The sequence below is a fragment of the Cognatiluteimonas weifangensis genome, assembly GCF_003416885.1.
Classification (GTDB): domain Bacteria; phylum Pseudomonadota; class Gammaproteobacteria; order Xanthomonadales; family Xanthomonadaceae; genus Cognatiluteimonas; species Cognatiluteimonas weifangensis.
On sequence record NZ_QVPD01000001.1, the window covers coordinates 43,097 to 64,729 of the forward strand.

Below are 21,633 nucleotides of genomic sequence, written 5' to 3' on the forward strand. Positions count from 1 at the left end.
CGGTCCGCCGCGCTCAGAGCAGCACGACATCGAACTGCTCCTGCAGGTACTGCGCGTCGGCCTGGAAGCGGATCGACTTGCCGAGGAATTCCTCCAGCTCCGCGACCGCGGCCGACTCCTCGTCGGTGATCCGCGCGACCACCTTGGGCGAGGCGATCACCAGCAGCCGCGCGGCCTCGAACTGGCGCACCGCGCGGGTGATCTCGCGGAAGATCTGGTAGGTCACGGTCTCGCTGGTCTTGAGCATGCCGCGACCGCCGCACTCGTGGCACGGCTCACACAGCTGCCGCTCCAGCGACTCGACCGTGCGCTTGCGGGTCATCTCCACAAGGCCCAGCGGCGAGAAGTCGTACACGGTGGTGCGGGCGTGGTCGCGCGCCAGCGACTTCTCCAGCGTGCGCAGCACCTGGCGCCGGTGCTCGGCGTCGTGCATGTCGATGAAGTCGATGATGATGATGCCGCCGAGGTTGCGCAGCCGCAGCTGCCGCGCCACCGCCTGCGCCGCTTCCAGGTTGGTGCGGTAGACGGTTTCCTCCAGGTTGCGCTGGCCCAGGAACGAGCCGGTGTTGACGTCGACCGTGGTCATCGCCTCGGTCTGGTCGATCACCAGGTAGCCGCCGGACTTGAGCGGCACTTCCTTCTCCAGCGCGCGCTGGATCTCGTCCTCGACCCCGTACAGGTCGAAGATCGGGCGTGCGCCGGAATAGTGCTCGATCCGCGCGGGCAGCCCGGTATCGTCGGCCGGCACCAGCGGCGGCATGTACTGCGCGGCGAATGCGCGCAGGCGCTCGCAGGTCTCGCGCGAGTCGACCTTGACCTTCTCCACGTCGCGCCGCATCAGGTCGCGCACCGCGCGCATCGGCAGGCTCAGGTCCTCGTACACGCAACTGCCGACGGCCGCCTCGCGCACCTGCTGCTCGACCAGTTCCCAGACGCGGATCAGGTAGGCGATGTCCTCGGCCAGCGCCTCGGCCGGCTGGCCTTCGGCGTTGGTGCGCACGATGTAGCCGAAGCCGCCGTGCGGCGCGGCCAGTTCGGTCACCAGCGCCTTGAGCCGCGCGCGCTCGGCCTCGTCCTCGATCCGCGCCGACACGCCGACGACCTTCGACTGCGGCAGCAGCACCAGGTAGCGCGAGGGAATGCTGATCTGGGTGGTCAGGCGCGCGCCCTTGCTGCCGATCGGGTCCTTGACCACCTGCACCACGAGATCCTGGCCTTCGCGCAGCAGTTCGGCGATCGGCGGCACCGGCGCCGGCACCGGGATCGCCTCGGCGGCGCCGTCGTCGCGCACCGGTTGCGCGCGCTGGATGTCGTTGGCGTGCAGGAAGGCGGCGCGGTCCAGCCCGATCTCGACGAACGCCGCCTGCATGCCGGGCATCACCCGCTGCACCCGGCCCTTGTAGATGTTGCCGACCACGCCGCGCGACCAGCCGCGCTCGATGTGCAGCTCCTGCAACATGCCGTTCTCGACGACGGCGACCCGGGTCTCGCGCGGGGTGACATTAACGAGAATCTCCTCGGTCACGGCAGCGCCCCAAGTCCGGTGGATGGCCGCGGAAACAACTCCCGCAGGACACAAGCTCCCCTTCTCCCGCTTGCGGGGGAGGAGGGATGTCTGCGAGCCATCTGCTCGCATCCCGACGAACGCCGGAGCGCCATGCGCGAAGGCCGGACAGGATGGGACCGGGGCCGTCTGCCGACGCCGCTCGCAACGTTCATTTCAGCAGCCCGGCAGCGCGCAGCAAGCGTGCGGTTTCGTACAGCGGCAGGCCCATCACCCCGGAATGGCTGCCCGACAGGTGCGCGACGAACGCCTGCGCCGCGCCCTGGATCGCGTAGGCGCCAGCCTTGCCGTCCCATTCGCCGGTGGCGACGTAGGCGGCGATCGCGGCGGCGTCCAGCACCGCGAAGCTCACTTCCGAAATCGACACCGCCTGCGCCTCGCGCGCGGCCGACACCAGCGACACCGCCGAGATCACCCGGTGCGTGCGTCCGGACAGGCGCCGCAGCATCGCGGCGGCGTCCGCGGCGTCGCGCGGCTTGCCGAAGACCTCGTCGTCGAGCACGACCTCGGTGTCGGCGCCGAGCACGTGCGCCCCGGCCACCGCCATCACCTGCAGCAGCCCGGCTCCGGCCTTCTCGCGCGCCACGCGGCGCACGTAGTCCTCGGGCGGCTCGCCGGGCTGGCGCTGCTCCGGCACGTCGATGTCCAGCGGCGCGAACGCCAGCCCGAGACGGGCCAGCAGCTCGCGGCGGCGGGGGGATTGCGAGGCGAGATACAGCATCGGCGGAAGAATAACCCGCACCCGCGACGCCCCGCCGCCGACCGCGGCACGCAACCCCGTCGCGGCTCACCGCCCGTTCACTCCGGCGCACCCACTCTTTTCCGCATTCACCGGAGACCCGCATGGCCCTGCCCCACCGCCGCCCGCACCCGTCCGCGTCCCTTCCGCGCCGGGCCCGCCTGCCTTGGCGGTTCGCCGCCGTCCTGGCCCTGATGGCCGCTGGCGTCGCCGCCGCCGCGTCCGCGCAGACGCCCGCCGCCCTCGCCGGCGACGGCACCTTGCTGTCGGTCTCGGCGCAGGCGCAGGCCCGTCGCGTGCCGGACGTGGCCACCATTTCCGCCGGTGTCGTCACCCAGGCCGCGGACGCCAATGCGGCGATGCGCGCCAACGCCACCCGGATGGACAAGGTGCTGGCGGCGATCCGCGCCGCCGGCATCGCCGAGCGCGACATCCAGACCAGCGGCGTCGCCCTCAACCCGCAGTATCGCTACGCCGACAACCAGGCGCCGGCGATCACCGGCTACCAGGCCAGCAACACCGTCAACCTCAAGGTCCGCGATCTCGCCCGGCTCGGCCAGGTGCTGGACGCGCTGGTCGCCAGCGGCGCCAACCAGGTCAACGGTCCCGGCTTCGAGATCGACCAGCCCGACGCGGCCTACGACGAGGCCCGCCGCAGCGCGCTGGACAAGGCGCAGGCGCGCGCGGCGATGTACGCGGCGGCGCTGGGCCTGCGGGTGCGGCGGATCGTCAGCATCAGCGAAGGCGCCGGGTTCCAGCCGCCGCTGCCGATGCTGGCCATGGCGCGCGCCAAGACCGAGGCCGACACCGCCATCGCCCCCGGGGAAACCACGCTGACGGCCCACCTCGACGTGGTGTTCGAGCTGGGCCGCTGACGCGCGGGTACGGAAGTCGGCACACCCGCGGCGGCGCCGGATCGGAGCAAGCCGGGCGGATCCCGTCCGGCCCCATGCCGCGCACAGCGCCATCGCGCGGGGATTCCGTGCGCGCCTTCACACTCCATACGGACTGGTACGGAGCACATTCGGCTTGCGGCGGCGCGGGGGAGCCACGCAACCCCATCGCCGCCGTCGACGCGTTCCCAGCCACACGCCCGTCAGCCCGGAGGTGAGCCATGTCGCATGTCCTGCCACGTCCCGTGTCGCGTCTGCATCCGGACGCCGGCCGCATCGCCGGCCAGTCCGCCGCGATCGCCGCCAATGCGCTGTTGCTGATGCTGCTGCTGGTGCCGATGCGGACGCCCCCGGCGCCGACCGTGCCGGGCCTGCAACTGCCGACCATCTCCTGGTACCTGCCGCCGCCCAAGCCCCCGGTGCCGCCGCCGACGGTCCCGATTGCCCGGCCGCAACCGCCGTCGCCGGTCCCGGCCCCGGCCACGCTGGCACCGCGCCAGCCGCCGACCGCAGCAATCCCGGTCCTGGTCGAGCACGGCAGCGCACCGGCGCCGGATTCGGCGCCGGCGCCGGAACCCGCCGGCGCGCCCACGCTCGAGCCGCCCGCCGCGCCGTCGGGCCTGCGTCTGGAATACGCGCAGGCACCGGCACCGGCCTACCCGCGCGCGGCGCAACGCATGGGGGTGGAAGGCACCGTGCTGCTGCAGGTGCTGGTCGACGTCGACGGCCGACCGCTGCAGGTCGACATCCACCGCAGCAGCGGCGACCGCCGCCTGGATGCCGCGGCGCGCGACCAGGTGCTGGCGCGCTGGCGTTTCCGCCCGGCGCTGCGCGACGGCCATCCGGTGCAGGCGCTCGGTCTGGTGCCGATCCACTTCCGCCTCGACCGCCGCTGAGCGGCTCAGGCACGCGCCCGGCACGCGACCCGCACACGGACGTGCGGGCCGCGCGCCCGCGCCATGGCGGAGGAAGGCTTTGACGCCAAGGGCAACCCGCCGTGCCTCGCGTGCCCGCTCAGGCCCCGCGGTGGTACGGGTGATGGGCAAGCAGCGCCGCGGCGCGATACAGCTGCTCGGCCACCAGCAACCGCACCAGCATGTGCGGCAGGGTCAGCGGGCCCAGCGACCAGGTCTCGTCCGCCGCCGCCAGCACCTGCGGCGCGTGGCCTTCCGGACCGCCGATCAGCAGCACCAGGTCGCGGCCGCCGCCGCGCCAATGCTGCAGGCGCTGCGCCAGCTGTTCGGAGGTCCATGCTTTGCCGCGACCGTCCAGCGCCACCACCTGCGCGGACTTGGGCAGCGCCGCCAGCACCCGCGCGCCCTCGTCGGCGGTCGCGCGCGCCGCATCGCGGCCCTTGCCGCGCAGGCCCGGTTCGATTTCCACCAGTTCCAGCGGCAGCCAATGCGAGAGGCGCTTGCGGTATTCGGCGAACCCGGCCGCCACCCATGCGGGCGCGCGTTCGCCGACGGCGATCAGGCGTGCCTTCATCGGCCGGGCGCCCGCCAGGCGTTCAGGCGCGGTCCGCGGCCGCGATCCCGCCGGTGTCGCCGTATTCGTCGATGCCTTCCGGCGGTTGGTCGCCGACCGTCCACAGCCGCTCCAGCGCATAGAACTCGCGCACCCGCGGCAGCATCACGTGGACCACGACGTCGCCCAGGTCCACCAGCACCCACTCGGCTTCGCCCTCGCCTTCCACGCCCAGCGGCTGCACGTCCAGGCGCTTGGCGAAACGCACGATTTCCTCGGCGATCGACTTGACGTGCCGGGTCGAGGTGCCCGAGGCGACGATCATGTAGTCGGTGACGCTGCTCTTGCCGCGCACGTCGATCTGCACGACGTCCCTGGCCTTGAGCTCCGCGGCGGCGGCGTGCACGGTCTGCAGCAGCGCATCGATCGGCGGCGGCGGGTTCGGCAACTGGGTCTTGATGACCTGGGCTTGGCTGGTCAAGGGCGTCTGCGGTCGGGAAACGGGCGGCGATTATACCCGGGGCCCGGTCACGGCCCGTTGACGCCGGCGCCCGGCGCGTACAGGCCGCGGGCGCGGATGTAGTCGGCCACCGCCGCCGGCAGCAGATGGCGCCACGGCCGTCCGCCGGCGATGCGCGCACGGATGTCGCTGGCCGATTGCGCGTGCAGCGGCTGGCGCAGGTACAGCACGCGGCCGGCCGGATGCGCGCGCAGCGCGTCCGCAGCCGCGACCACGCGGTCCTGCAGCATGGCAGCGAGCGCGGGCGGCAGCTCGGCGTCCAGCGGGGCGCCGGCACGGCTGGCGACGACGAAATGGGCAAGTCCGAACAGCTCGCGCCAGGCTTTCCAGGCTGGCAGGCCGAGGAAGCTGTCGGCCCCCAGCAGCAGCGCGATCGGGGCCTGCGCGCCCAGTTCCCCGCGCAGCCCGCGCAGGGTGTCGACGCTGTAGGAGCGGCCGCCGCGCTGCAGCTCGCGCAGATCCAGGCGCAGGCCGGGCTCGCCGGCCAGCGCCAGCTGCAGCATCGCCGCGCGGTCGCCGGCGGCGGCGCCGGGCGGCGGACGATGCGGCGGGTCGGCGGCCGGCATCAGGTGGATCTCGGCCTGCAGCGCGGTGCGTGCCGCGCGCGCGATCGCCAGGTGGCCGTTGTGCACCGGATCGAAAGTGCCGCCGTAGAGGACGCGCAAGCCGGGCATCGGCTCAGTCGGCCAGCAGCGTCGCGGCCCCGGGCGCGGCGACCGCCAGCAGCAGGCGCTCCAGTTGCAGCCAGGCATCGCCGGGATCGAGCCCGGGCCGGCCCCGGCCCTTGGCGATCCGGTCCACGCGACCGGCCTCGGCCACGAACCGCTCCCAGCGCGACGCGGGATGGCGTGCCAGCGCCCGCTGGTAGGTCGCCTGCTTGGAATCCCAGATCCGCTGCGCCTTGAACTCGGCGCCGAGGTTGCCGCCACGCGCCCGCACCCGCGCCAGCGCCGCGCCGCGCTGCAATTCCATCACCACCATGCCCAGCAGCGCCGGCACCGCCTCGCCCTCGGCGCGCAGGCCGCGGAGCACGCGCGCGACCTGGGCGCCGTTGCCGTTCAACGCGGCGTCCACCAGCCGGAACACGTCGAAGCGCGCCGAGTCGGCCACCAGTGCGTCCATGCGCTCCACGTCCAGCGGCTGACCGTCGGCCAGCAGCGCCAGCTTGTCGATCTCCTGCGCGGCTGCCAGCAGGTTGCCCTCGACCCGTTCGGCCAGCCGCTGCACGGCGGCGCGGTCGGCCTGCAGCCCGCGCGCGCGCAAGCGGCGGTCGATCCAGTCCGGCAGCTCGTGCGGCTTGACCGGCCACGCCACCACGGCGACGCCGATGCGGCCGAGCGCCTCGCTCCACTTGCCGCCGTGCTTGTTGCTCCACTCCTGGCAGGTGACCAGCAGGCAGACATCGGCCGGCGGGTCGCTGCAGAACTCGACGATGGCCTTGGCGCCTTCGGTGCCTGGCTTGCCGGTGGGCAGGCGCAACTCGAGCAGGCGGTGGCTGGCGAACAGGCTGGGCGCGCGGAAGCTGGCGACCAGCGCGTCCCAGTCCGGCTCGCGCTGCTGGCCTTCGGCCATGAACACTTCGCGCTCGGCGATGCCCTGCGCGCGCGCCGCGGCGCGGACCGCGTCGGCGGCCTCGAGCACGCGCAGCGGTTCCTGGCCGGCGATCAGGTAGGCGGGCGCCAACGGCGTGCGGGCCACGCGCGCGGCGAACTGTTCCGGGCTGGTGTCCATGCGCCGCGGGGCGCCGTCAGGGCGCCGCGACCGGGGTCTGCGCCGGGGTCGCCACCGGGGCCTGTGCCAGGCGCGCGACCGCATCGATCCGGCGCAGGATCGAGGCCACCATCTCGCGCCGCAGCTCGCGCGCCAGGATCTCGCGCTCGCCCTCGGTGCCGGCCGAGCTGGTCGGCACCGAAATGTAGTCGCGCGACAGCTCGATCGCCTGCTGCGGCACCAGGTCGCTGCCGTCGGCGCGGCGCAGGTTGAAGATCACCGCGTAGCGCAGGGTGAACTCCTGCGAGCGGCCGAACTGGTCGACGCTGATCGGAGTATTGCCCCAGCGCTCGCCGACCACGTTGAGGGTGGCGGCCGCGTCGTCCGTTGCCAGGGTCGCCCCGGCGCGCGCCAGCGACTGTTCCAGCGCCAGCACCAGCATGCTGTCCGGGTTGCGCGCGGCGACCCGCAGCGGCCCCAGGTCCGGCGGCAGCAACAGCGCGTCGCGCAGGTGGAAGCCGCAGGCGGACAGGCTCAGCGCCAGCAACGTGGTCAGCAGTGCGCTCAGGGCGGGTCGGATCATCGGTGCAGTCTGGACGAGGGCGGCCATGCCGGCAAGACGGCGGACGTCGCGCGGCGCGGGCATTCAGCCGGCCGCGACGATGTTGACGATCTTGCCCGGGACCACGATCACCTTGCGCACCGCCTGCCCCTCGAGGAAGCGGGCGACCGCCGGCGCGGCCAGCGCCGCGGCCTCGATCGCCTCGCGCGGGGCGTCCGGCGCGACCTCGATGGTGCCGCGCAGCTTGCCGTTGACCTGCACCGCCAGGGTCAGCGCCTCGCGCGCCAGCGCCGTGGGGTCGGCGCGCGGGAACGGCACGTCCTCCAGCAGCGTCTCCGGGTGGCCGAGCGTCTGCCACAGCGCATGGCAGATGTGCGGGGTCACCGGGTTGAGCAGCAGCACCATCGCTTCCAGCGCCTCGTGGCGCACGGCGCGGCCCTGGTCGCTCGCGTCGTCGAACTTCGCGACGTGGTTGAGCAGCTCCATCAGCGCGGCGATCGCGGTGTTGAAGCTGTGGCGGCGACCGTAGTCGTCGCCGACCTTCAGGATGGTCTCGTGCAGCTGCCGGCGCAGGGTCTTCTGCGCGGCGGTCAACCGGGCAAGGTCGACCTGCGACGACGCCGGCTGCCCCTCATCCGCCCTTCGGGCACCTTCTCCCCGCTGCGCGGGGGGAAGGGAATCGGTGCGGCCCGCGGCCGGAACGATGGCCGGGTGATCGGGCTGCGCGGCATGCGCGACGACCTCGCGCCAGAACCGGCGCAGGAACCGCGCCATGCCCTCGACCCCGGCCTCGCTCCATTCCAGCGACTGCTCCGGCGGCGCGGCGAACATCGAGAACAGGCGCACGGTGTCGGCGCCGTACTTGTCGACCATCGCCTGCGGATCGACGCCGTTGTTCTTGGACTTGGACATCTTCTCGGTGCCGCCGATCCGCACCGGCTGGCCGTCGGCCTTCAGCACCGCGCCGACGACGTGGCCGCGCTCGTCGCGCTGCACCTCGACATCGGCCGGGTTGATCCATTCGCGGTGGCCGCCGGTCTCGCGGTAATAAGTGTCGGCGATCACCATGCCCTGGGTCAGCAGCCGCGTCGCCGGCTCGTCGCTGGCCACCAGGCCCTGGTCGCGCAGCAGCTTGTGGTAGAAGCGGAAATACAGCAGGTGCAGGATCGCGTGCTCGATGCCGCCGATGTACTGGTCCACCGGCAGCCAGTAGTTCGCGCGCGCGTCGATCTGTTCGGCCGCGCCGGGCGAGGTGTAGCGCGCGTAGTACCAGCTCGACTCCATGAAGGTGTCGAAGGTGTCGGTCTCGCGCTCGGCCGGACCAGAGCACTGCGGACAGGTGGTCTTGCGCCATTCCGGGTCGGCCTTGATCGGCGACAGCACGCCGCTGAAGGCGACATCCTCGGGCAGCACCACCGGCAGTTGCTCCTCGGGCACCGGCACCGCGCCGCAGGCGTCGCAGTAGATCACCGGGATCGGGCAGCCCCAGTAGCGTTGCCGGCTCACGCCCCAGTCGCGCAGGCGGTAGTTGACCCGGCGCACGCCGCGGCCCTCGGCCTGGAAGCGCGCGGCCAGCGCGTCGAACGCCTGCCGGTAGTCCATGCCGTCGAGGTCGCCGGAATTCACCAGCCAGCCGCGTTCGGTCCAGGCGCCTTCGGTGGCGACCCGCTGCCGGAACGCCTCCACCACCTGCACCGCCGCGCCGGTGGCGTACACGTCCACCGCGCCCAGGTCGCCGGCCAGCGCGGCCTGCATCGGGTCGCTGTGGCCGCCGGCCAGGTCACGGGCGATTTCCTGCAGCGCGTCGCGCACCGGCGCCGGCACCACCACCAGCTTCACCGGCAACTGGTACTGCCGCGCGAATTCCCAGTCGCGCTGGTCGTGCCCCGGCACCGCCATCACCGCGCCGGTGCCGTAGCCCATCAGCACGAAGTTGGCGACGTATACGGGCAGCTTCTCGCCGGTCAGCGGGTGCAGCGCGCGCAGGCCGGTATCCATGCCGCGCTTTTCCTGGGTCTCCAGCTCGGCCTCGGAGACGCCGCCGCGCTTGAGCCCGGCGATGAAGTCCGCCAGCGCCGGATCCGACTGTGCCGCCTGCTGCGCCAGCGGATGCTCGGCGGCGATGCTGAGGAAGGTCACGCCCGCCAGCGTGTCCGGACGCGTGGTGAACACCCGCAGCTGCGCGTCGCCGCCGTCCAGGTCGAAGGCGAACTCCAGGCCCTCGCTGCGCCCGATCCAGTTGCGCTGCATGGTCTTGACCGACTCCGGCCAGCCCTCCAGCGTGTCCAGGCCGTCCAGCAGCTCCTGCGCGTAGTCGGTGATCTTGAGGAACCACTGCGGGATTTCGCGCTTCTCCACCACCGCGCCGGAGCGCCAGCCGCGGCCGTCGATCACCTGCTCGTTGGCGAGCACGGTGCGGTCGACCGGATCCCAGTTGACCACCGAGTTCTTCCGGTACGCGAGCCCCTGCTTCAACAGCCGCACGAACATGCGCTGCTCGTGGACGTAGTACTCCGGCCGGCAGGTGGCGAACTCGCGGGTCCAGTCGATCGCATAGCCCAGCGACTTCAGCTGCGCGCGCATGTGCTCGATGTTGGCGTAGGTCCATTTCGCCGGCGACGTGTTGCGCTTGATCGCGGCGTTTTCGGCCGGCAGGCCGAAGGCGTCCCAGCCCATCGGCTGCAGCACGTTGTCGCCGCACATGCGCCGGTAGCGGCTGATGACGTCGCCGATGGTGTAGTTGCGCAGGTGGCCCACGTGCAGCGCGCCGGAGGGATAGGGCAGCATCGACAGGCAGTAGAACTTCGGGCGCGCGGGATCCTCGGTCACCTCGAAGGCGCGGGTCCGGGTCCAGAACTGCTGCGCGGCGGACTCCACGGCAGCGGGCCGGTACGCGGCGGGATCGGGGCTGGCGGCGGAACTGGCGGGATCGGTGGACACGGCGCGCGGCTACGGGGAAAGACCGGGAAGCCTACCGCAGTGCACAAAAAGCCGCCAACGCGGCGCGGGCTGCGTTGCCCACCTGCGTGCCGGCAGCGCCTCAGAGGTCCACAGGCCTCATATCCACGGGCCTGCCCGCCTTCCGGCACGGCCCGCGCGCCCCCGCCGCGCAGCCGCCGCCTCCGGCCGCTGCCGCAAGCCCCGGGGGCGGCGGGCCGCCGGCACCGCCGACGGGGCCACTGCCATGGGGCGCGGCGCGGCTGCGGCCGGCGGCGACGGCTATCATCGGCGCCGACTCCCGATGGGTGCAGGCATGGAATGGTTGGGCTATCTCGCCGCGGTGCTGACCACGGTCGCGTTCGTGCCGCAGGCGCTGAAGACCATCCGCAGCCGCGACACCCGCGGCCTGTCGCTGGCGATGTACGCGGTGTTCACCGCCGGCATCGCCTGCTGGTTCGGCTACGGCGTGGCGCTGGGCTCCTGGCCGATGATCCTGTCCAACATCGTCACCTTCGCGCTGGCGGCGACGATCCTCGGACTCAAGCTGAAACACGGATGAGCCGATGAACGCACGCCCCGCTCCCGCCTGGTCGGTGTCGCACTGGTTCAACGCCGACGCCTTGACCCTGGAATCGCTGCGCGGCCGCCCGGTACTGCTGCACGCCTTCCAGATGCTGTGCCCGGGCTGCGTGCAGCACGCGCTGCCGCAGAGCCAGAAGGTGGCGGCGGCGTTCGCGCAGACCGACCTGGCGATCGTCGGCCTGCATACCGTGTTCGAGCACCACCACGCGATGGGGCCGGATTCGCTGGCGGTGTACCTGCACGAGAACCGGATCGGCTACCCGGTCGGCGTGGACGCCTACCGCGACGACGACCCGGCCGCGCATCCGCTGCCGCTGACGATGCAGGCCTACGCGATGCAGGGCACGCCGACGCTGTGCCTGATCGACCGCCGCGGCAACCTGCGGCGGCAGCACTTCGGCTTGCTCGACGACCTGCGCCTGGGCGCGGAGATCGCGACGTTGCTGGCGGAACCGGCCGACGCCTGAGGCCCGTGCCCGCCGCCCCGCGGCTCAGCGCGGCCAGCGCAACGCGAACAGCCACCAGCCGAACCACACCGCGAACCCCAGCCGCAGCGCCAGCGCATCGCCCACCAGCGCCGGCGGCACCAGCGCGCACCACGGTACGGCGGTCGCTGCGACCGCGTGCCGCCAGCGCGGGCGCGTGCCGCCCGCCAGCAGCGCCGCCCCGGGCGCGAACGCCACCCACCACAGCGTCCACGCCGCGACGTGGTAACGGCTGCTGCCCGCGGCGAGGTGCTCCGGATCGAGCGGAAACACGCCCTGCGCAGCGAATGCCAGCGCCGAGAACACCGCCAGAGTCGCGCCGATCCGCACCCGCCAGCCCGCCGCCTGCATGCGCGCGCGCCATGCGCTGCCGGCGGCCGCCAGCAGCAGCCCCGGCAGGACGAAGCCCAGCGCGTTGAACCAGTCGCCGCCGGGAGCACCGCGCGCGCCCAGCAGCGCGAGCGGATGCTGCAGCTGCGAATAGCCCTCCCGGGCCGCGCCGCCGACAAGAGCCGCGGCGAGCGCCAGCGCGGCCGCCAGCCACGGGGCACGGCGCAGCCAGCGGCTCATCGGCAGGCCCGCGCGAAGTGGCGCGCGAGGAAGGCCTCGATCCGCGGGAACTCGTCCAGCGGCTCGGCGTGGCCGCCGTCCACCGCGACATGCTCGGCGACGTGAGGGAAACCATGCGCTTGCAAGCGCTGCAGCATCGCCTGCGCCATCTCCGCCGACGGCCATACTTCGTCGCGGGTAGCCGAGACAAACAGCACCGGCCCGCGCATGCGCTCCACCGGGATCGCAGCGCGCTGCATCGCACCGGCGTCGCGCATCATCGTTTCGAACGCGCCGCGCAGGTTGCCGGTGAGCAGGTCCCAGGTCGTGCTCCACGGCACCGGCACGAACGGCAGCGGCGCCTCGTGCAGCGAGAAGGCCGGAGTCACCATCGCGTTGGTGCCGCTGGCGAACACCGCGCTGCCGGGCACCAGCGCCGCCACCGCGTCGATGCCGGGGAAGTGGCTGGCCAGCAGCAACGCCGCCTCGGCGCCGCGCGAACCACCGATGAGCGCCACGCAGCGGCCGTCCACACGCGGATCGCGGGCGGCCTCGACGATCGCAGCGTGGAGGCCGTCCAGCGAAATGCGGTCCAGCTTTTCCGGCGTGCCCGGCAGGCCGAAGTAACCCAGCGCCAGCACCGCGTAACCCTGTTCGAGGAAACGGTCGCGCTGCCGCTTCCATGCCGGGCCGGCCCAGGCATTGCCGCCTTCGGCGCCGCCCAGGCCGACCAGCAGCGGGCGCCGGGCCGCGCCGCGCGCGTCGTCGCCGGCGTAAAGCTCCGCCACGACCTCGCCATGGTTCGCCGGCAGGGTCCGCGTATCGAAACTCGCCACCACCCACCACATGCATGCGCCGAGCGCACACGCCAGCACCACGGCGGAAACCGACAACCATTTCAGGACCTTCATTGCGGCCTGCTCCAGTGGAACACGTCCTCGATGCGCACGCCCAGCGCGTGCGCGATCCGGAACGCCAGCTCCAGCGACGGCGCGTACTTGCCGGCCTCCAGCGCGATGATGGTCTGCCGGGTCACGCCGCAGGCGTCCGCCAGTGCCTGCTGGGTCATCTCGCCGCGCTCGAAGCGCAGCCGGCGGATGTCGTTGCCGACCGGGGTGCCGCTCATGCCGCCGCCGCGCGCCGGTCGCGCCAGTACAGCACCGCCGCCGCAGCGTGGTCGAACCATGCACCCAGCGCCAACGCGCCCATCAGCAGTTGCGCGAGCATCGGGTAGCTGAACTGCTGCAGGCGATCGGCAGGGCTGAAGCCCAGCATCAGCGCGACGCCGACCACGGCCGCGATGGTCGCGCCGCGGCCCCAGTTCGAAGACATCTGTTCGATGCGCAGGTCGCGTTCGTCGGAAAGCACGCTGCCCTTCCAGCGCTGCTTCAACACGTACGCCAGCACCAGCCACGCCACGAACAGGGTGCCGATGCCGCTGCCGGCGGCACCGGCGTCGGGGTTGTGCTGGATCGGCACCGGCGCGGCGAAAGCGTCGAGGTGGACGACGATCGCCGCCAGCACGGCGGCGAGGAAAGCCGTGCCGATCCAGGCCTGCCATTCGCCCGGCGCGATCGCCAGTTCCGCTTCGCTGCGGGGGATGCGGTGGACGGCATCGACCAGCAGCCAGACGGCAGCGCAGAACACCCAGACGCCGACGAAGCCGAAGGCCATGCCGACGATCTCGATGCCGTCGCCGAAGAACAGCCACAGGCCGATGCCCGCGAGCAGCAGGGAAGCGATGAGCTGGGTACGCGGCGGGAGCCATGCCATGATGTCACCTGTAGCGGACTTGATGTAACCTGTACATTACATCGGGAAAGTACGATGTCAAGTATTTTTTACATCACTCCCGCGACATCCCGCCGCGGTTGGATTCCCGCCCCGGTGCCACCATCTCGACCACCAAATCCCCCACGGACCCGCCCATGCCCACCGCCCCCGCCAGGCCGCACGTGTTCGACGCCACCACCGACCGCTTCGAGGCCGACGTCATCCAGCGCTCGCTGCAGGTCCCGGTGCTGGTGGATTTCTGGGCGGCGTGGTGCGGGCCGTGCAAGACCCTCGGCCCGATCCTGGAAAAGCTCGCCGCCGACTACCACGGCGCGTTCGAGCTGGCCAAGGTTGATGTCGACAAGGAGCAGCAGCTGGCCGCCGCGTTCCAGATCCGCTCGATCCCGACGGTGATGCTGGTCAAGGACGGGCAACTGGTCGACGGCTTCCCCGGCGCGCTGCCGGAAGCGCAGCTGCGCGAGTTCCTCAGCCACCACGGCATCGCGCCGGGCGTGCCGGCGGACACCGCGCCGGCGCCGGAAGCGGCCGCCGCGCCGCTGGATCCGCACGCCGAAGTGATGCGCCTGCGCAAGGCGGTCGAGGCCGCGCCGGAGCAGGCCGAGCTCAAGCTCGATCTGGCGCTGGCGCTGCTGGCCATCGGCGGCGCGCACGAGGCGCGGCAGCTGCTGGACGCGCTGCCGGCCAACCTGGCCACCGACGAGCGCGCGGTCAAGGCGCATGCGCGGCTGGACTTCGCCGCGCTGCTGCAGGACGCGCCGCCGCCGGAAACGCTGCAGGCCGCGATCGCCGCCAACCCCGACGACCTGCGCGCACGCCACCTGCTGGGCGTGCAGCGCATCGTCGCCGGCGACGCCGAGGCCGGGCTGGAGCAGTTCATGGAAATGCTGGGCCGCAACCGCGACTTCGACGACGGGCTGCCGAAAAAGGCGCTGATCGACGCCTTCCGCATCGTCGAGGACGAGGACCTGGTCGGCCGCTACCGCCGCAGGATGTCGTCGCTGCTGCTGGTGTAACCGGTGCGCAGGCTGTCGGCGCGCACGCTGCGGCATGCGCTCAACCTGTGGCCGCCGTTCCTGTGCGCCGGCATCCACGTCTCGCATCTGGCCGCGGACTTCCGCCACGCGCGGGTGGAACTGCGGATGCGGCCGTGGAACCGCAATTACGTCGGCACCCACTTCGGCGGCTCGCTGTTCGCGATGACCGATCCGTTCTGGATGCTGCTGGCGCTGCACGCGCTGGGCGAGGACCACATCGTCTGGGACCGCGCCGCGACGATCGATTTCGACAAGCCGGCGCGCGGCACCGTGGCCGCCGAGTTCCGCCTCGACGACGCCGTGCTCGACGAGCTGCGCGCCGCCACCGCCGGCGGCGACAAGGTGCTGCGCTGGTTCGAGACCCCGGTCCACGACGCCGGCGGCGCCGTGGTGGCGCGCGTGCGCAAGCAGCTGTACCTGCGGCGCAAGCGCGGGCGCTGACCGCCCGCCCCGAAGCGCCCGCAGACTCGCCGCGGGGCGGTATGCTCGGCGCTCCGCAACCGGGGGCCCGGATGTCCGCCACACCGCCAGACCCAGACGCCGCCACGCCCGCCCCCGGGGACGCGCCCGACGGCGTGCCGTTGCCGGAGATCGCCGGCTACCGGCTGCTGCGCGTGCTCGGCGCCGGCGGCATGTCGACCGTGTACCTCGGCCGCCAGGAATCGCTGGGACGCGAGGTCGCGATCAAGGTGATGCTGCCCGAGGCGCTGGCCGACGAGGTCAGCCGCCGCCGCTTCGAGAACGAGGCGCGCACCATCGCCCGGCTGGAGCACCCGCACATCGTCGGCATCTTCGAGGTCGGCCGCACCCGGGCCGGCCTGCCCTATTACGCGATGCCCTATCTCGCCCGCGGCCACCTCGGCCAGCGCGAGTTCGCCCAGGACGGGCACGAGAACGGCCACGCCCGGGTGCGCGCGATCCTGCACGCGCTGCTGTCGGCACTGGATTACGCGCACGCGCGCGGCGTGGTGCACCGCGACGTCAAGGCCGAGAACGTGCTGTTCGACGAAGCCGAGCGGCCGCTGCTGGCCGACTTCGGCATCGCCCTGCGCCGCGGCTTCGGCCCGCGCGTCACCACCGCCGGGATGGCCGTGGGCAGCACCGCATACATGGCGCCGGAGCAGGCGCGCGGCGAGGAGGTCGACGCCCGCGCCGACCTCTACAGCGTCGGCGTGCTGGCCTGGGAAATGCTCACCGGCAAGCTGCCGTACATGGCCGGCGACGCGCTGTCGATGGCGGTGATGCACGCGCAGGACCCGATCCCGCGGCTGCCGCGGCCGCTGCGCCACTGGCAGCGGTTCCTCGACAAGGCGCTGGCGAAATCGCCGGCGCAGCGGTTCCACAACGCGCAGCGCATGCGCGAGGCGCTGGACCGGGTGCCGCTGCGCGGCGGCCAGCCGCTGACGCGCGCGCTGGCCGGCGTGCAGCGCGGCCTCGCCCGGGTCCGGCACTGGCCGCGGGCGGCGTGGCTGGCGGTGCTGCTGCTGGGAGCGGCCGGCATCGGTTTCGCCCTGCGCCAGGGCGGCGGCGACGAGCGCTTCTTCCGCGTGCCCGGCGCCGAGCGCAGCGCGCCGGCGTCCCCCGGCCTGCTCGGCGACATCACCGACCCGATGCTGCGGCCGCTGCCGGTGTCTCCGGCCGAGCGCTGGATCACCGCCGCCGAACAGCAACTGCGCGCGCACGCGCTGACCGCGCCCCGGGGCGCCAACGCCTACGACAGCCTGCTCGCCGCCTGGCACGCCGACGCCGGCCACCCGCGCCTGCCGGCGGCGACCGCGGCGCTGCTCGGCGCCTTCGCCGAGCAGGCCGAGCGCCGCATCCGCAGCGGCGACACCGCGCGCGCGCGCGACTACGTCGACCGCGCCGCGCAGCTGAGCGCGGCCGCGCCCCACGGCGATCCGGCCGCGCTGGCGCAGCTGCGCGCGCGCGTCGCCAAGGCGCTGGATGCACGCATCGCCGATGCCGCCGCGCACTACGACCGCGACACCGCACTGCGGCTGGCCGACAGCGCCCGCGCGCTGGGCCTGGACGCCGCCGCCAGCCAGGCGCTGCGCGCGCGCGCGCAGGCGATCCCGCGCAGCGGCGACGCGCTGCCCGGAGAGGCGGACATGCGCCTGGTCGCGACCGGCGACGGCATGATCGCGGTGGCCCGCAGCGAGGTCAGCCACGCCGAGTACGCGCGCTTCGCCAGCGCCACCGGACGCGACGCCGCGCTGTGCCGCGAACGGCTGTCGCCGCTGCGCATCGTCAAGCCGATCTCCTGGCGCGAACCGGGCTTCGCGACGACGCCGGGCCAGCCGGTGGTGTGCGTGTCCTGGGCCGATGCCGACGCCTACGCGCGCTGGCTGAGCCAGCGCAGCGGCCACCGCTACCGGCTGCCGGACGCGGCCGAGGCCGGCGCACTGCCGGCCGGCGGCGGCGCCAAACCGGTCGCCGAATGGTTGCGCGAATGCCGCGACGGCTGCCGCGAACGCCTGACTCGCGGCCGCAGCTGGCGCGGCGGCGCCGACGCCGCGCGCGAGGCCGCGCGCGGCTACGACGACGTCGGCTTCCGCCTGGTGCGCGAGCTGTAGCACGGCTCCGCCACGCGGCTTGCGCCACGCCGCCGCGACGGCGGACCGCGACGCACCCTACAATCCACGCATGCGCCCGCCCCTGTCCACCGGTCAACGCCTGCAACGGCTGTTCCTCACCGGTCTGCTGACCCTGCTGCCGATCTGGCTGACCTGGGTCGTGGTCAAGTTCGTGTTCGTGCTGCTGTCGGACACCAGCCGGCCGCTGACCGGCACCCTGCTGCACAACCTCGCCGTCGCCGATCCGGCGCTGCGCTGGCTGGAAGATCCCTGGGTGCAGACCGCGATCGCGCTGCTGGCGACGCTGGCGGTGATCCTGCTGGCGGGCTGGATGGCGCGGCGCATGTTCGGCCAGCGCATGCTGCGCTGGTTCGAGGCGCTGGTCGCGCGCATCCCGCTGGCCAGCACCATCTACGGCAGCGCGCGCAAGCTGCTCGACATCCTGCAGACCCAGCCCGACGGCACCCAGCGCGTGGTGCTGATCGACTTTCCGCACGACCAGATGAAGTCGGTCGGCTTCGTCACCCGCGTGATCCGCGAGCAGGGCACCGGCCGCGAGCTGGCCGCGGTGTACGTGCCGACCACGCCCAACCCGACTTCCGGCTACCTGGAGATCGTGCCGATCGAGAAGATCACGCCGACCGACTGGACCGTGGACCAGGCGATGAGCTTCATCATCTCCGGCGGCGCGGTGTCGCCGGACTCGATTCCGTTCGCCGCGCCGGCCGCCACCATCGCCCCGGAGTGAACACCGTCGCCGCGCGCGGTGGCGGCATCCATTCGGCACGACAACCGGGGGCACGCATGCAATCCACGGAACACGGCCAGTCCGGCCTGCGCAGCGCCGGCCTGGCGCTGCTCGACGACCGCGCCGTGCGCTTGTTCGTCGGCCTGGCGGCGTTCTTCTGCGTCAACGCGGTGCTGGCCGAGTTCATCGGGGTCAAGATCTTCGCGCTCGAGGACACCCTGGGCATCCGTCCGCTGGAATGGAACCTGTTCGGCCAGAGCGGCTCGCTCAACTTCACCGCCGGCACCTTGCTGTGGCCGATCGTGTTCATCATGACCGACACGGTCAACGAGTATTACGGCAAGCGCGGCGTGCGGCTGATCAGCTGGCTGGCGGCGGGGCTGATCGCGTACGGTTTCGTGTTCGCCTTCGTCGCCATCCACCTGGCACCGGCGTCGTGGTGGGTGACGGTGGTCGCCGAGGAGGGCGTGCCGGACTACCAGGCCGCGTTCGCCGCGGTGTTCGGCCAGGGCCTGTGGACGATCTGGGGCTCGCTGATCGCCTTCATCGTCGGCCAGCTGATCGACGTCCACGTGTTCCACCGCATCCGCCGCGCCACCGGCGAGCGCCACGCCTGGCTGCGCGCCACCGGCTCCACCGCGGTGTCGCAGCTGGTGGACAGTTTCGTGGTGCTGTACATCGCCTTCGTGATCGGCCCGCAGCACTGGCCGACCTCGCTGTTCCTGGCGGTGGGCACGCTCAACTACGGCTACAAGATGCTGGCCGCGATCGCGCTGATCCCGCTGCTGTACCTGGCGCGCGCCGGCATCCACCGCTACCTCGGCCGCGCGCGCGCAGACGCCCTGCGCCTGCGCGCTGCAGCCGGCTGAGCCGCGCCGTCCGACGCGCGTAGTGCCGCATCGGGCACTGGATCCTGGTCTCTTGACGGTGCCCGGCGAAGTGTGCTTTGCGATTGATCCAGATCAGGGCGACGGGCGCAGGCGCCGCGCACCGTGGGGGCGAAGACACAAACACAGGAGGTCTTCCATGTCCGTCTCCGATAGCGCTTACGCCGTCGCGCGCAGCGAGCACGACGCCCAGGAACGCGAGGCCGTGATCGACCGCGAACTCGACCAGAGCTTCCCCGCCAGCGATCCGCCCGGCTGGACGATGGGGCCCGAACGCTCCGCCTGGTAACCCGCGCCCCGGCCGCGCGCGCGCTGCATGCGCGTCCGCGGCCGGCACTGCGCGCTCCCCGCGGATGCGCGCTTGATACAGATCATGTCGCGCAACGGCGGTGCGGCCTACGGTAATGGTTTCCGTTTACGGGGAACATTGCCATGGCTTTTCCCGCCTTCTTCGCGCAGGCACCGGTGATCCATACCCACGACGCGCTGGCACAACTGCTGGGCGCCTCCGGCGATGGCCGCATCGACTACACCTACGCCGACGCGGTGCGCCTGGCCGGCCATTCCTGCCCGACCGTGGCCGGCGCCTATCTGATGGGACGCGCGGCGCTGCAGGCGCTGTATCCCGATGGTCCCGCCGAACGCGGCCAGATCGAAGTGTCGATGCCCGCGCCCGCCAGCGAAGGCACCACCGGCGTGATCGCCCAGGTGCTGACCCTGCTCACCGGCGCCGCCGCCGACAACGGCTTCCACGGCATCGCCGGGCGCCACGCGCGCAACGGCCTGCTGGACTACGCCGGCCGCCACGACGAAGGCGCGATCACCTTCCGCCGCCGCGACACCGGCGCCACGGTCGCGGTGGAACTGGACACCTCGCCGGTGCCCGGCAACCCCCACGTGCGCGAGCTGCTGGGCGCGATCCTGCAGGGCGTCGCCAACGACGCACAGAAGCAGGCCTTCGCCGACGGCTGGCAGGAGCGCGTGCGGCGCCTGCTGCTGGAGTTCGCCGACGATCCCCGCGTGGTCCGGGTCACCCGCCTGGCGGCCTGAAGCGACACCCACGCTCCCCGCCGCGGGCCGCCATGGCCCGCGCTGCACCGCACGCGTCCGTCGGCTCCTGCGCCCGGCCGCGACGGCTGCTATCGTGGCGCCAGCGCACGCGTGCCGGGGAGGCGCCGATGCCGGATCTGGAATCCCGATTGCTGCGCCGCTGGTCAGCGGCGAGCTTCCTCAAGGCCGGCGCGCTGGTGATCGTGCTCGGCGCCGCGCCGCTGCTGCTCTATACCCTGCTCGGCCCCACCGACGGCAATCCGATCGGCCTGGGCCTGCTGCTGGTGGTCGCGGTGCCGGTCGGCGCCCTGCTGCTGGGCATCGGCCTGCTGCGGCTGCTGGTCGCGCGGCTGCAGCGATGAAACACCTGTTCGACCTGCTCGGCGTGCTGCTCGGCCTGTACACCGCCTACAGCGCCTGGCGCGGCCGCGTCTACGGCAAGAGCGGCGCCGGCGGCCGCAGCTGGCACCGCAACGAGGACCCCAACGGATTCTGGACGCTGATCGCGATCTACGCGGCGGTCAGCGTGCTGCTGGTGGTGTGGTTTTGAGGGACGGGCTTGCGGATGGTAACCAGCCGGCATATCCCCTTTTCTGAGATCTATTAATTGTTAGCCTTACTGGAAAGCTCGATGAGTGCCGAAGATCTCTTAATCCTGACTGACGCCGACATCAAGATGTTTCTTGAGCACGCTCCACTGTACTCATGGAGGCATTTCAAGAGGCCAAGCGTCAATCGCTCCAGCCTGCACATTAACGAGATCGACTCGTACTGCGATGTCTGTGGTCAGATTCGCCCATTCCACGACCTCCAGCCTCGGGGTGGTGGGGCTGGCATGGCCATCGCCGCGCTAAAGACAGGCACGTCCTACTTCAGCTTCACTTGCGTTTCCTGCAAAAAATCCAAGAGAACGTACTTAGTCGAGCAGGTTTTGGATGACGAGACCATCAAGATCCAAAAATATGGGGAGTTGCCGCGTGGCAATATTCCCCGTGACAAGATCTTGCAGAAGTTTCTAAAGGACGACCGGGACAACTACGAGAAGGCTGTGATATGCCTCAGCCATGAATATGGCATTGCGGCTTTCGCTTACTTTAGGCGCGTCGTAGAGAACAACATCAGTCGCATGCTAGACCTGATCCAGGAAGATGCGCAAGCATCTGGAGAGGCCTCCGAAACGCTCAAGGCAATTCAATCTCTTCGAGATGATTCGCCAATGAGCGACAAGATCAGGGTCGCAAACCTAGCGCTTCCCAGCCATTTGCAGCCAGACGGCCTTAATCCGCTGGGCCGGCTGTATCAGGTGCTAAGTGAGGGTGTGCACAGCCTCTCGGAGGCTGAGTGTCTAAAGAAGGCCAGAGCTACTAGCGAGTGTCTAGCATTCCTTGTGAGTGAGCTCGCGTCACGGAAAGAGCATCGAGCTCGCTTCAAGAGCATGGTTGGCGGGCTGTAAGGCTAACAATTCATTCAAGCCGAACCCGCTTCGCGGGTCGGCTTAATTCAGGCGTTAGGGGCCATGACAGGTTTAAGTCGACT

The 21,633-nt window shown here is 71.8% G+C and carries 26 protein-coding genes; 14 read left to right on the forward strand and 12 right to left on the reverse strand.

Annotation, left to right across the window (positions count from 1 at the left end; all coding sequences use genetic code 11):
- Positions 1 to 13: 13 nt before the first annotated feature.
- Both rng and D0Y53_RS00180 read right to left on the reverse strand, forming a co-directional pair.
- On the reverse strand, positions 14 to 1,525 hold the full coding sequence (gene rng, locus D0Y53_RS00175) for a ribonuclease G (RefSeq protein ID WP_117201103.1): 1,512 nt from the start codon (positions 1,523 to 1,525) through the stop codon (positions 14 to 16).
- Between the two features lie 190 nt (positions 1,526 to 1,715).
- On the reverse strand, positions 1,716 to 2,285 hold the full coding sequence (locus D0Y53_RS00180) for a Maf family protein (protein WP_117201104.1): 570 nt from the start codon (positions 2,283 to 2,285) through the stop codon (positions 1,716 to 1,718).
- 212 nt (positions 2,286 to 2,497) lie between these two features.
- Between D0Y53_RS00180 and D0Y53_RS00185 the strand changes: the two genes are divergently transcribed.
- A complete protein-coding gene (locus tag D0Y53_RS00185) occupies positions 2,498 to 3,178 on the forward strand; it encodes an SIMPL domain-containing protein (protein ID WP_117201376.1) in 681 nt (226 codons plus the stop codon).
- A gap of 239 nt (positions 3,179 to 3,417) precedes the next feature.
- Positions 3,418 to 4,092, forward strand: coding sequence for an energy transducer TonB (locus tag D0Y53_RS00190; protein ID WP_117201105.1), 675 nt, complete (start codon positions 3,418 to 3,420; stop codon positions 4,090 to 4,092).
- A 118-nt stretch (positions 4,093 to 4,210) separates the two neighbouring features.
- Here D0Y53_RS00190 and rlmH read toward each other — a convergent pair whose 3' ends face one another.
- The 6 genes from rlmH to leuS form a co-directional block, all read right to left on the reverse strand.
- A complete protein-coding gene (gene rlmH / locus D0Y53_RS00195; RefSeq protein ID WP_117201106.1) occupies positions 4,211 to 4,684 on the reverse strand; it encodes a 23S rRNA (pseudouridine(1915)-N(3))-methyltransferase RlmH in 474 nt (157 codons plus the stop codon).
- Between the two features lie 22 nt (positions 4,685 to 4,706).
- Complete coding sequence (gene rsfS, locus D0Y53_RS00200) at positions 4,707 to 5,144, reverse strand: ribosome silencing factor (RefSeq protein WP_117201107.1); 438 nt, start codon at positions 5,142 to 5,144, stop codon at positions 4,707 to 4,709.
- Positions 5,145 to 5,191: 47 nt separating this feature from the next.
- On the reverse strand, positions 5,192 to 5,857 hold the full coding sequence (nadD, locus tag D0Y53_RS00205) for a nicotinate-nucleotide adenylyltransferase (RefSeq protein ID WP_117201108.1): 666 nt from the start codon (positions 5,855 to 5,857) through the stop codon (positions 5,192 to 5,194).
- Positions 5,858 to 5,861: 4 nt separating this feature from the next.
- On the reverse strand, positions 5,862 to 6,914 hold the full coding sequence (gene holA, locus D0Y53_RS00210; RefSeq protein WP_117201109.1) for a DNA polymerase III subunit delta: 1,053 nt from the start codon (positions 6,912 to 6,914) through the stop codon (positions 5,862 to 5,864).
- Between the two features lie 16 nt (positions 6,915 to 6,930).
- Positions 6,931 to 7,476: an LPS-assembly lipoprotein LptE gene (locus D0Y53_RS00215; RefSeq protein ID WP_117201377.1), complete on the reverse strand. Its 546-nt coding sequence runs from the start codon at positions 7,474 to 7,476 to the stop codon at positions 6,931 to 6,933.
- A 63-nt stretch (positions 7,477 to 7,539) separates the two neighbouring features.
- Complete coding sequence (leuS, locus tag D0Y53_RS00220) at positions 7,540 to 10,395, reverse strand: leucine--tRNA ligase (protein WP_117201110.1); 2,856 nt, start codon at positions 10,393 to 10,395, stop codon at positions 7,540 to 7,542.
- Positions 10,396 to 10,696: 301 nt separating this feature from the next.
- On the opposite strand from leuS, the gene D0Y53_RS00225 reads away from it, so the two are divergent.
- Complete coding sequence (locus tag D0Y53_RS00225) at positions 10,697 to 10,954, forward strand: SemiSWEET transporter (protein ID WP_233511569.1); 258 nt, start codon at positions 10,697 to 10,699, stop codon at positions 10,952 to 10,954.
- 4 nt (positions 10,955 to 10,958) lie between these two features.
- Positions 10,959 to 11,444 (forward strand): thioredoxin domain-containing protein, encoded by a 486-nt coding sequence (locus D0Y53_RS00230; protein ID WP_117201112.1) that lies wholly within the window; start codon positions 10,959 to 10,961, stop codon positions 11,442 to 11,444.
- A 24-nt stretch (positions 11,445 to 11,468) separates the two neighbouring features.
- Here the strand turns inward: D0Y53_RS00230 and D0Y53_RS00235 are convergent, their stop codons facing one another.
- The 4 genes from D0Y53_RS00235 to D0Y53_RS00250 are packed head-to-tail and all read right to left on the reverse strand — an operon-like array spanning position 11,469 to position 13,784.
- Entirely contained in the window at positions 11,469 to 12,032 is a 564-nt protein-coding gene (locus D0Y53_RS00235) for a DUF998 domain-containing protein (protein ID WP_117201113.1), read from the reverse strand.
- On the reverse strand, positions 12,029 to 12,922 hold the full coding sequence (locus tag D0Y53_RS00240; RefSeq protein ID WP_117201114.1) for an acyl-CoA thioester hydrolase/BAAT C-terminal domain-containing protein: 894 nt from the start codon (positions 12,920 to 12,922) through the stop codon (positions 12,029 to 12,031). The genes D0Y53_RS00235 and D0Y53_RS00240 overlap by 4 nt, the downstream gene beginning before the upstream one ends.
- Positions 12,919 to 13,137, reverse strand: a complete 219-nt coding sequence (locus tag D0Y53_RS00245; protein WP_117201115.1) for a helix-turn-helix transcriptional regulator — start codon at positions 13,135 to 13,137, stop codon at positions 12,919 to 12,921. Before D0Y53_RS00245 ends, D0Y53_RS00240 begins: the two co-directional genes overlap by 4 nt.
- Complete coding sequence (locus tag D0Y53_RS00250) at positions 13,134 to 13,784, reverse strand: hypothetical protein (RefSeq protein WP_117201116.1); 651 nt, start codon at positions 13,782 to 13,784, stop codon at positions 13,134 to 13,136. Before D0Y53_RS00250 ends, D0Y53_RS00245 begins: the two co-directional genes overlap by 4 nt.
- Positions 13,785 to 13,939: 155 nt before the next feature.
- Between D0Y53_RS00250 and trxA the strand changes: the two genes are divergently transcribed.
- From trxA to D0Y53_RS00295, 10 genes are all read left to right on the forward strand, one after another.
- Positions 13,940 to 14,818: a thioredoxin gene (gene trxA / locus D0Y53_RS00255; RefSeq protein WP_117201117.1), complete on the forward strand. Its 879-nt coding sequence runs from the start codon at positions 13,940 to 13,942 to the stop codon at positions 14,816 to 14,818.
- Between the two features lie 12 nt (positions 14,819 to 14,830).
- Positions 14,831 to 15,280, forward strand: a complete 450-nt coding sequence (locus D0Y53_RS00260; RefSeq protein WP_117201378.1) for a DUF4442 domain-containing protein — start codon at positions 14,831 to 14,833, stop codon at positions 15,278 to 15,280.
- A gap of 71 nt (positions 15,281 to 15,351) precedes the next feature.
- Positions 15,352 to 17,412 (forward strand): bifunctional serine/threonine-protein kinase/formylglycine-generating enzyme family protein, encoded by a 2,061-nt coding sequence (locus D0Y53_RS00265; protein ID WP_158550540.1) that lies wholly within the window; start codon positions 15,352 to 15,354, stop codon positions 17,410 to 17,412.
- 70 nt (positions 17,413 to 17,482) lie between these two features.
- Positions 17,483 to 18,160, forward strand: a complete 678-nt coding sequence (locus D0Y53_RS00270; RefSeq protein ID WP_117201119.1) for a DUF502 domain-containing protein — start codon at positions 17,483 to 17,485, stop codon at positions 18,158 to 18,160.
- Positions 18,161 to 18,216: 56 nt separating this feature from the next.
- On the forward strand, positions 18,217 to 19,029 hold the full coding sequence (locus D0Y53_RS00275) for a queuosine precursor transporter (protein ID WP_117201120.1): 813 nt from the start codon (positions 18,217 to 18,219) through the stop codon (positions 19,027 to 19,029).
- Between the two features lie 157 nt (positions 19,030 to 19,186).
- A complete protein-coding gene (locus D0Y53_RS12930) occupies positions 19,187 to 19,336 on the forward strand; it encodes a hypothetical protein (protein ID WP_199491977.1) in 150 nt (49 codons plus the stop codon).
- 143 nt (positions 19,337 to 19,479) lie between these two features.
- Entirely contained in the window at positions 19,480 to 20,097 is a 618-nt protein-coding gene (locus tag D0Y53_RS00280; protein ID WP_117201121.1) for an FmdE family protein, read from the forward strand.
- A 128-nt stretch (positions 20,098 to 20,225) separates the two neighbouring features.
- Positions 20,226 to 20,459, forward strand: coding sequence for a hypothetical protein (locus D0Y53_RS00285; protein ID WP_147318965.1), 234 nt, complete (start codon positions 20,226 to 20,228; stop codon positions 20,457 to 20,459).
- A complete protein-coding gene (locus tag D0Y53_RS00290) occupies positions 20,456 to 20,647 on the forward strand; it encodes a hypothetical protein (protein ID WP_117201123.1) in 192 nt (63 codons plus the stop codon). Before D0Y53_RS00285 ends, D0Y53_RS00290 begins: the two co-directional genes overlap by 4 nt.
- 81 nt (positions 20,648 to 20,728) lie before the next feature.
- Positions 20,729 to 21,550 (forward strand): hypothetical protein, encoded by an 822-nt coding sequence (locus D0Y53_RS00295; protein WP_117201124.1) that lies wholly within the window; start codon positions 20,729 to 20,731, stop codon positions 21,548 to 21,550.
- Positions 21,551 to 21,633 lie beyond the last annotated feature (83 nt).

Coding starts and splice junctions, on each gene's coding strand:
- D0Y53_RS00180 (WP_117201104.1), bottom strand. CDS start 2,285: ATGCTGTATCTCGCCTCGCAATCCCCCCGCCGCCGCGAGCTGCTGGCC.
- D0Y53_RS00185 (WP_117201376.1), top strand. CDS start 2,498: ATGGCCGCTGGCGTCGCCGCCGCCGCGTCCGCGCAGACGCCCGCCGCC.
- D0Y53_RS00190 (WP_117201105.1), top strand. CDS start 3,418: ATGTCGCATGTCCTGCCACGTCCCGTGTCGCGTCTGCATCCGGACGCC.
- rlmH (WP_117201106.1), bottom strand. CDS start 4,684: ATGAAGGCACGCCTGATCGCCGTCGGCGAACGCGCGCCCGCATGGGTG.
- nadD (WP_117201108.1), bottom strand. CDS start 5,857: ATGCCCGGCTTGCGCGTCCTCTACGGCGGCACTTTCGATCCGGTGCAC.
- holA (WP_117201109.1), bottom strand. CDS start 6,914: ATGGACACCAGCCCGGAACAGTTCGCCGCGCGCGTGGCCCGCACGCCG.
- D0Y53_RS00215 (WP_117201377.1), bottom strand. CDS start 7,476: ATGATCCGACCCGCCCTGAGCGCACTGCTGACCACGTTGCTGGCGCTG.
- D0Y53_RS00225 (WP_233511569.1), top strand. CDS start 10,697: ATGGGTGCAGGCATGGAATGGTTGGGCTATCTCGCCGCGGTGCTGACC.
- D0Y53_RS00230 (WP_117201112.1), top strand. CDS start 10,959: ATGAACGCACGCCCCGCTCCCGCCTGGTCGGTGTCGCACTGGTTCAAC.
- D0Y53_RS00235 (WP_117201113.1), bottom strand. CDS start 12,032: ATGAGCCGCTGGCTGCGCCGTGCCCCGTGGCTGGCGGCCGCGCTGGCG.
- D0Y53_RS00240 (WP_117201114.1), bottom strand. CDS start 12,922: ATGAAGGTCCTGAAATGGTTGTCGGTTTCCGCCGTGGTGCTGGCGTGT.
- D0Y53_RS00245 (WP_117201115.1), bottom strand. CDS start 13,137: ATGAGCGGCACCCCGGTCGGCAACGACATCCGCCGGCTGCGCTTCGAG.
- D0Y53_RS00250 (WP_117201116.1), bottom strand. CDS start 13,784: ATGGCATGGCTCCCGCCGCGTACCCAGCTCATCGCTTCCCTGCTGCTC.
- trxA (WP_117201117.1), top strand. CDS start 13,940: ATGCCCACCGCCCCCGCCAGGCCGCACGTGTTCGACGCCACCACCGAC.
- D0Y53_RS00265 (WP_158550540.1), top strand. CDS start 15,352: ATGTCCGCCACACCGCCAGACCCAGACGCCGCCACGCCCGCCCCCGGG.
- D0Y53_RS00270 (WP_117201119.1), top strand. CDS start 17,483: ATGCGCCCGCCCCTGTCCACCGGTCAACGCCTGCAACGGCTGTTCCTC.
- D0Y53_RS00275 (WP_117201120.1), top strand. CDS start 18,217: ATGCAATCCACGGAACACGGCCAGTCCGGCCTGCGCAGCGCCGGCCTG.
- D0Y53_RS12930 (WP_199491977.1), top strand. CDS start 19,187: ATGTCCGTCTCCGATAGCGCTTACGCCGTCGCGCGCAGCGAGCACGAC.
- D0Y53_RS00280 (WP_117201121.1), top strand. CDS start 19,480: ATGGCTTTTCCCGCCTTCTTCGCGCAGGCACCGGTGATCCATACCCAC.
- D0Y53_RS00285 (WP_147318965.1), top strand. CDS start 20,226: ATGCCGGATCTGGAATCCCGATTGCTGCGCCGCTGGTCAGCGGCGAGC.
- D0Y53_RS00290 (WP_117201123.1), top strand. CDS start 20,456: ATGAAACACCTGTTCGACCTGCTCGGCGTGCTGCTCGGCCTGTACACC.
- D0Y53_RS00295 (WP_117201124.1), top strand. CDS start 20,729: ATGAGTGCCGAAGATCTCTTAATCCTGACTGACGCCGACATCAAGATG.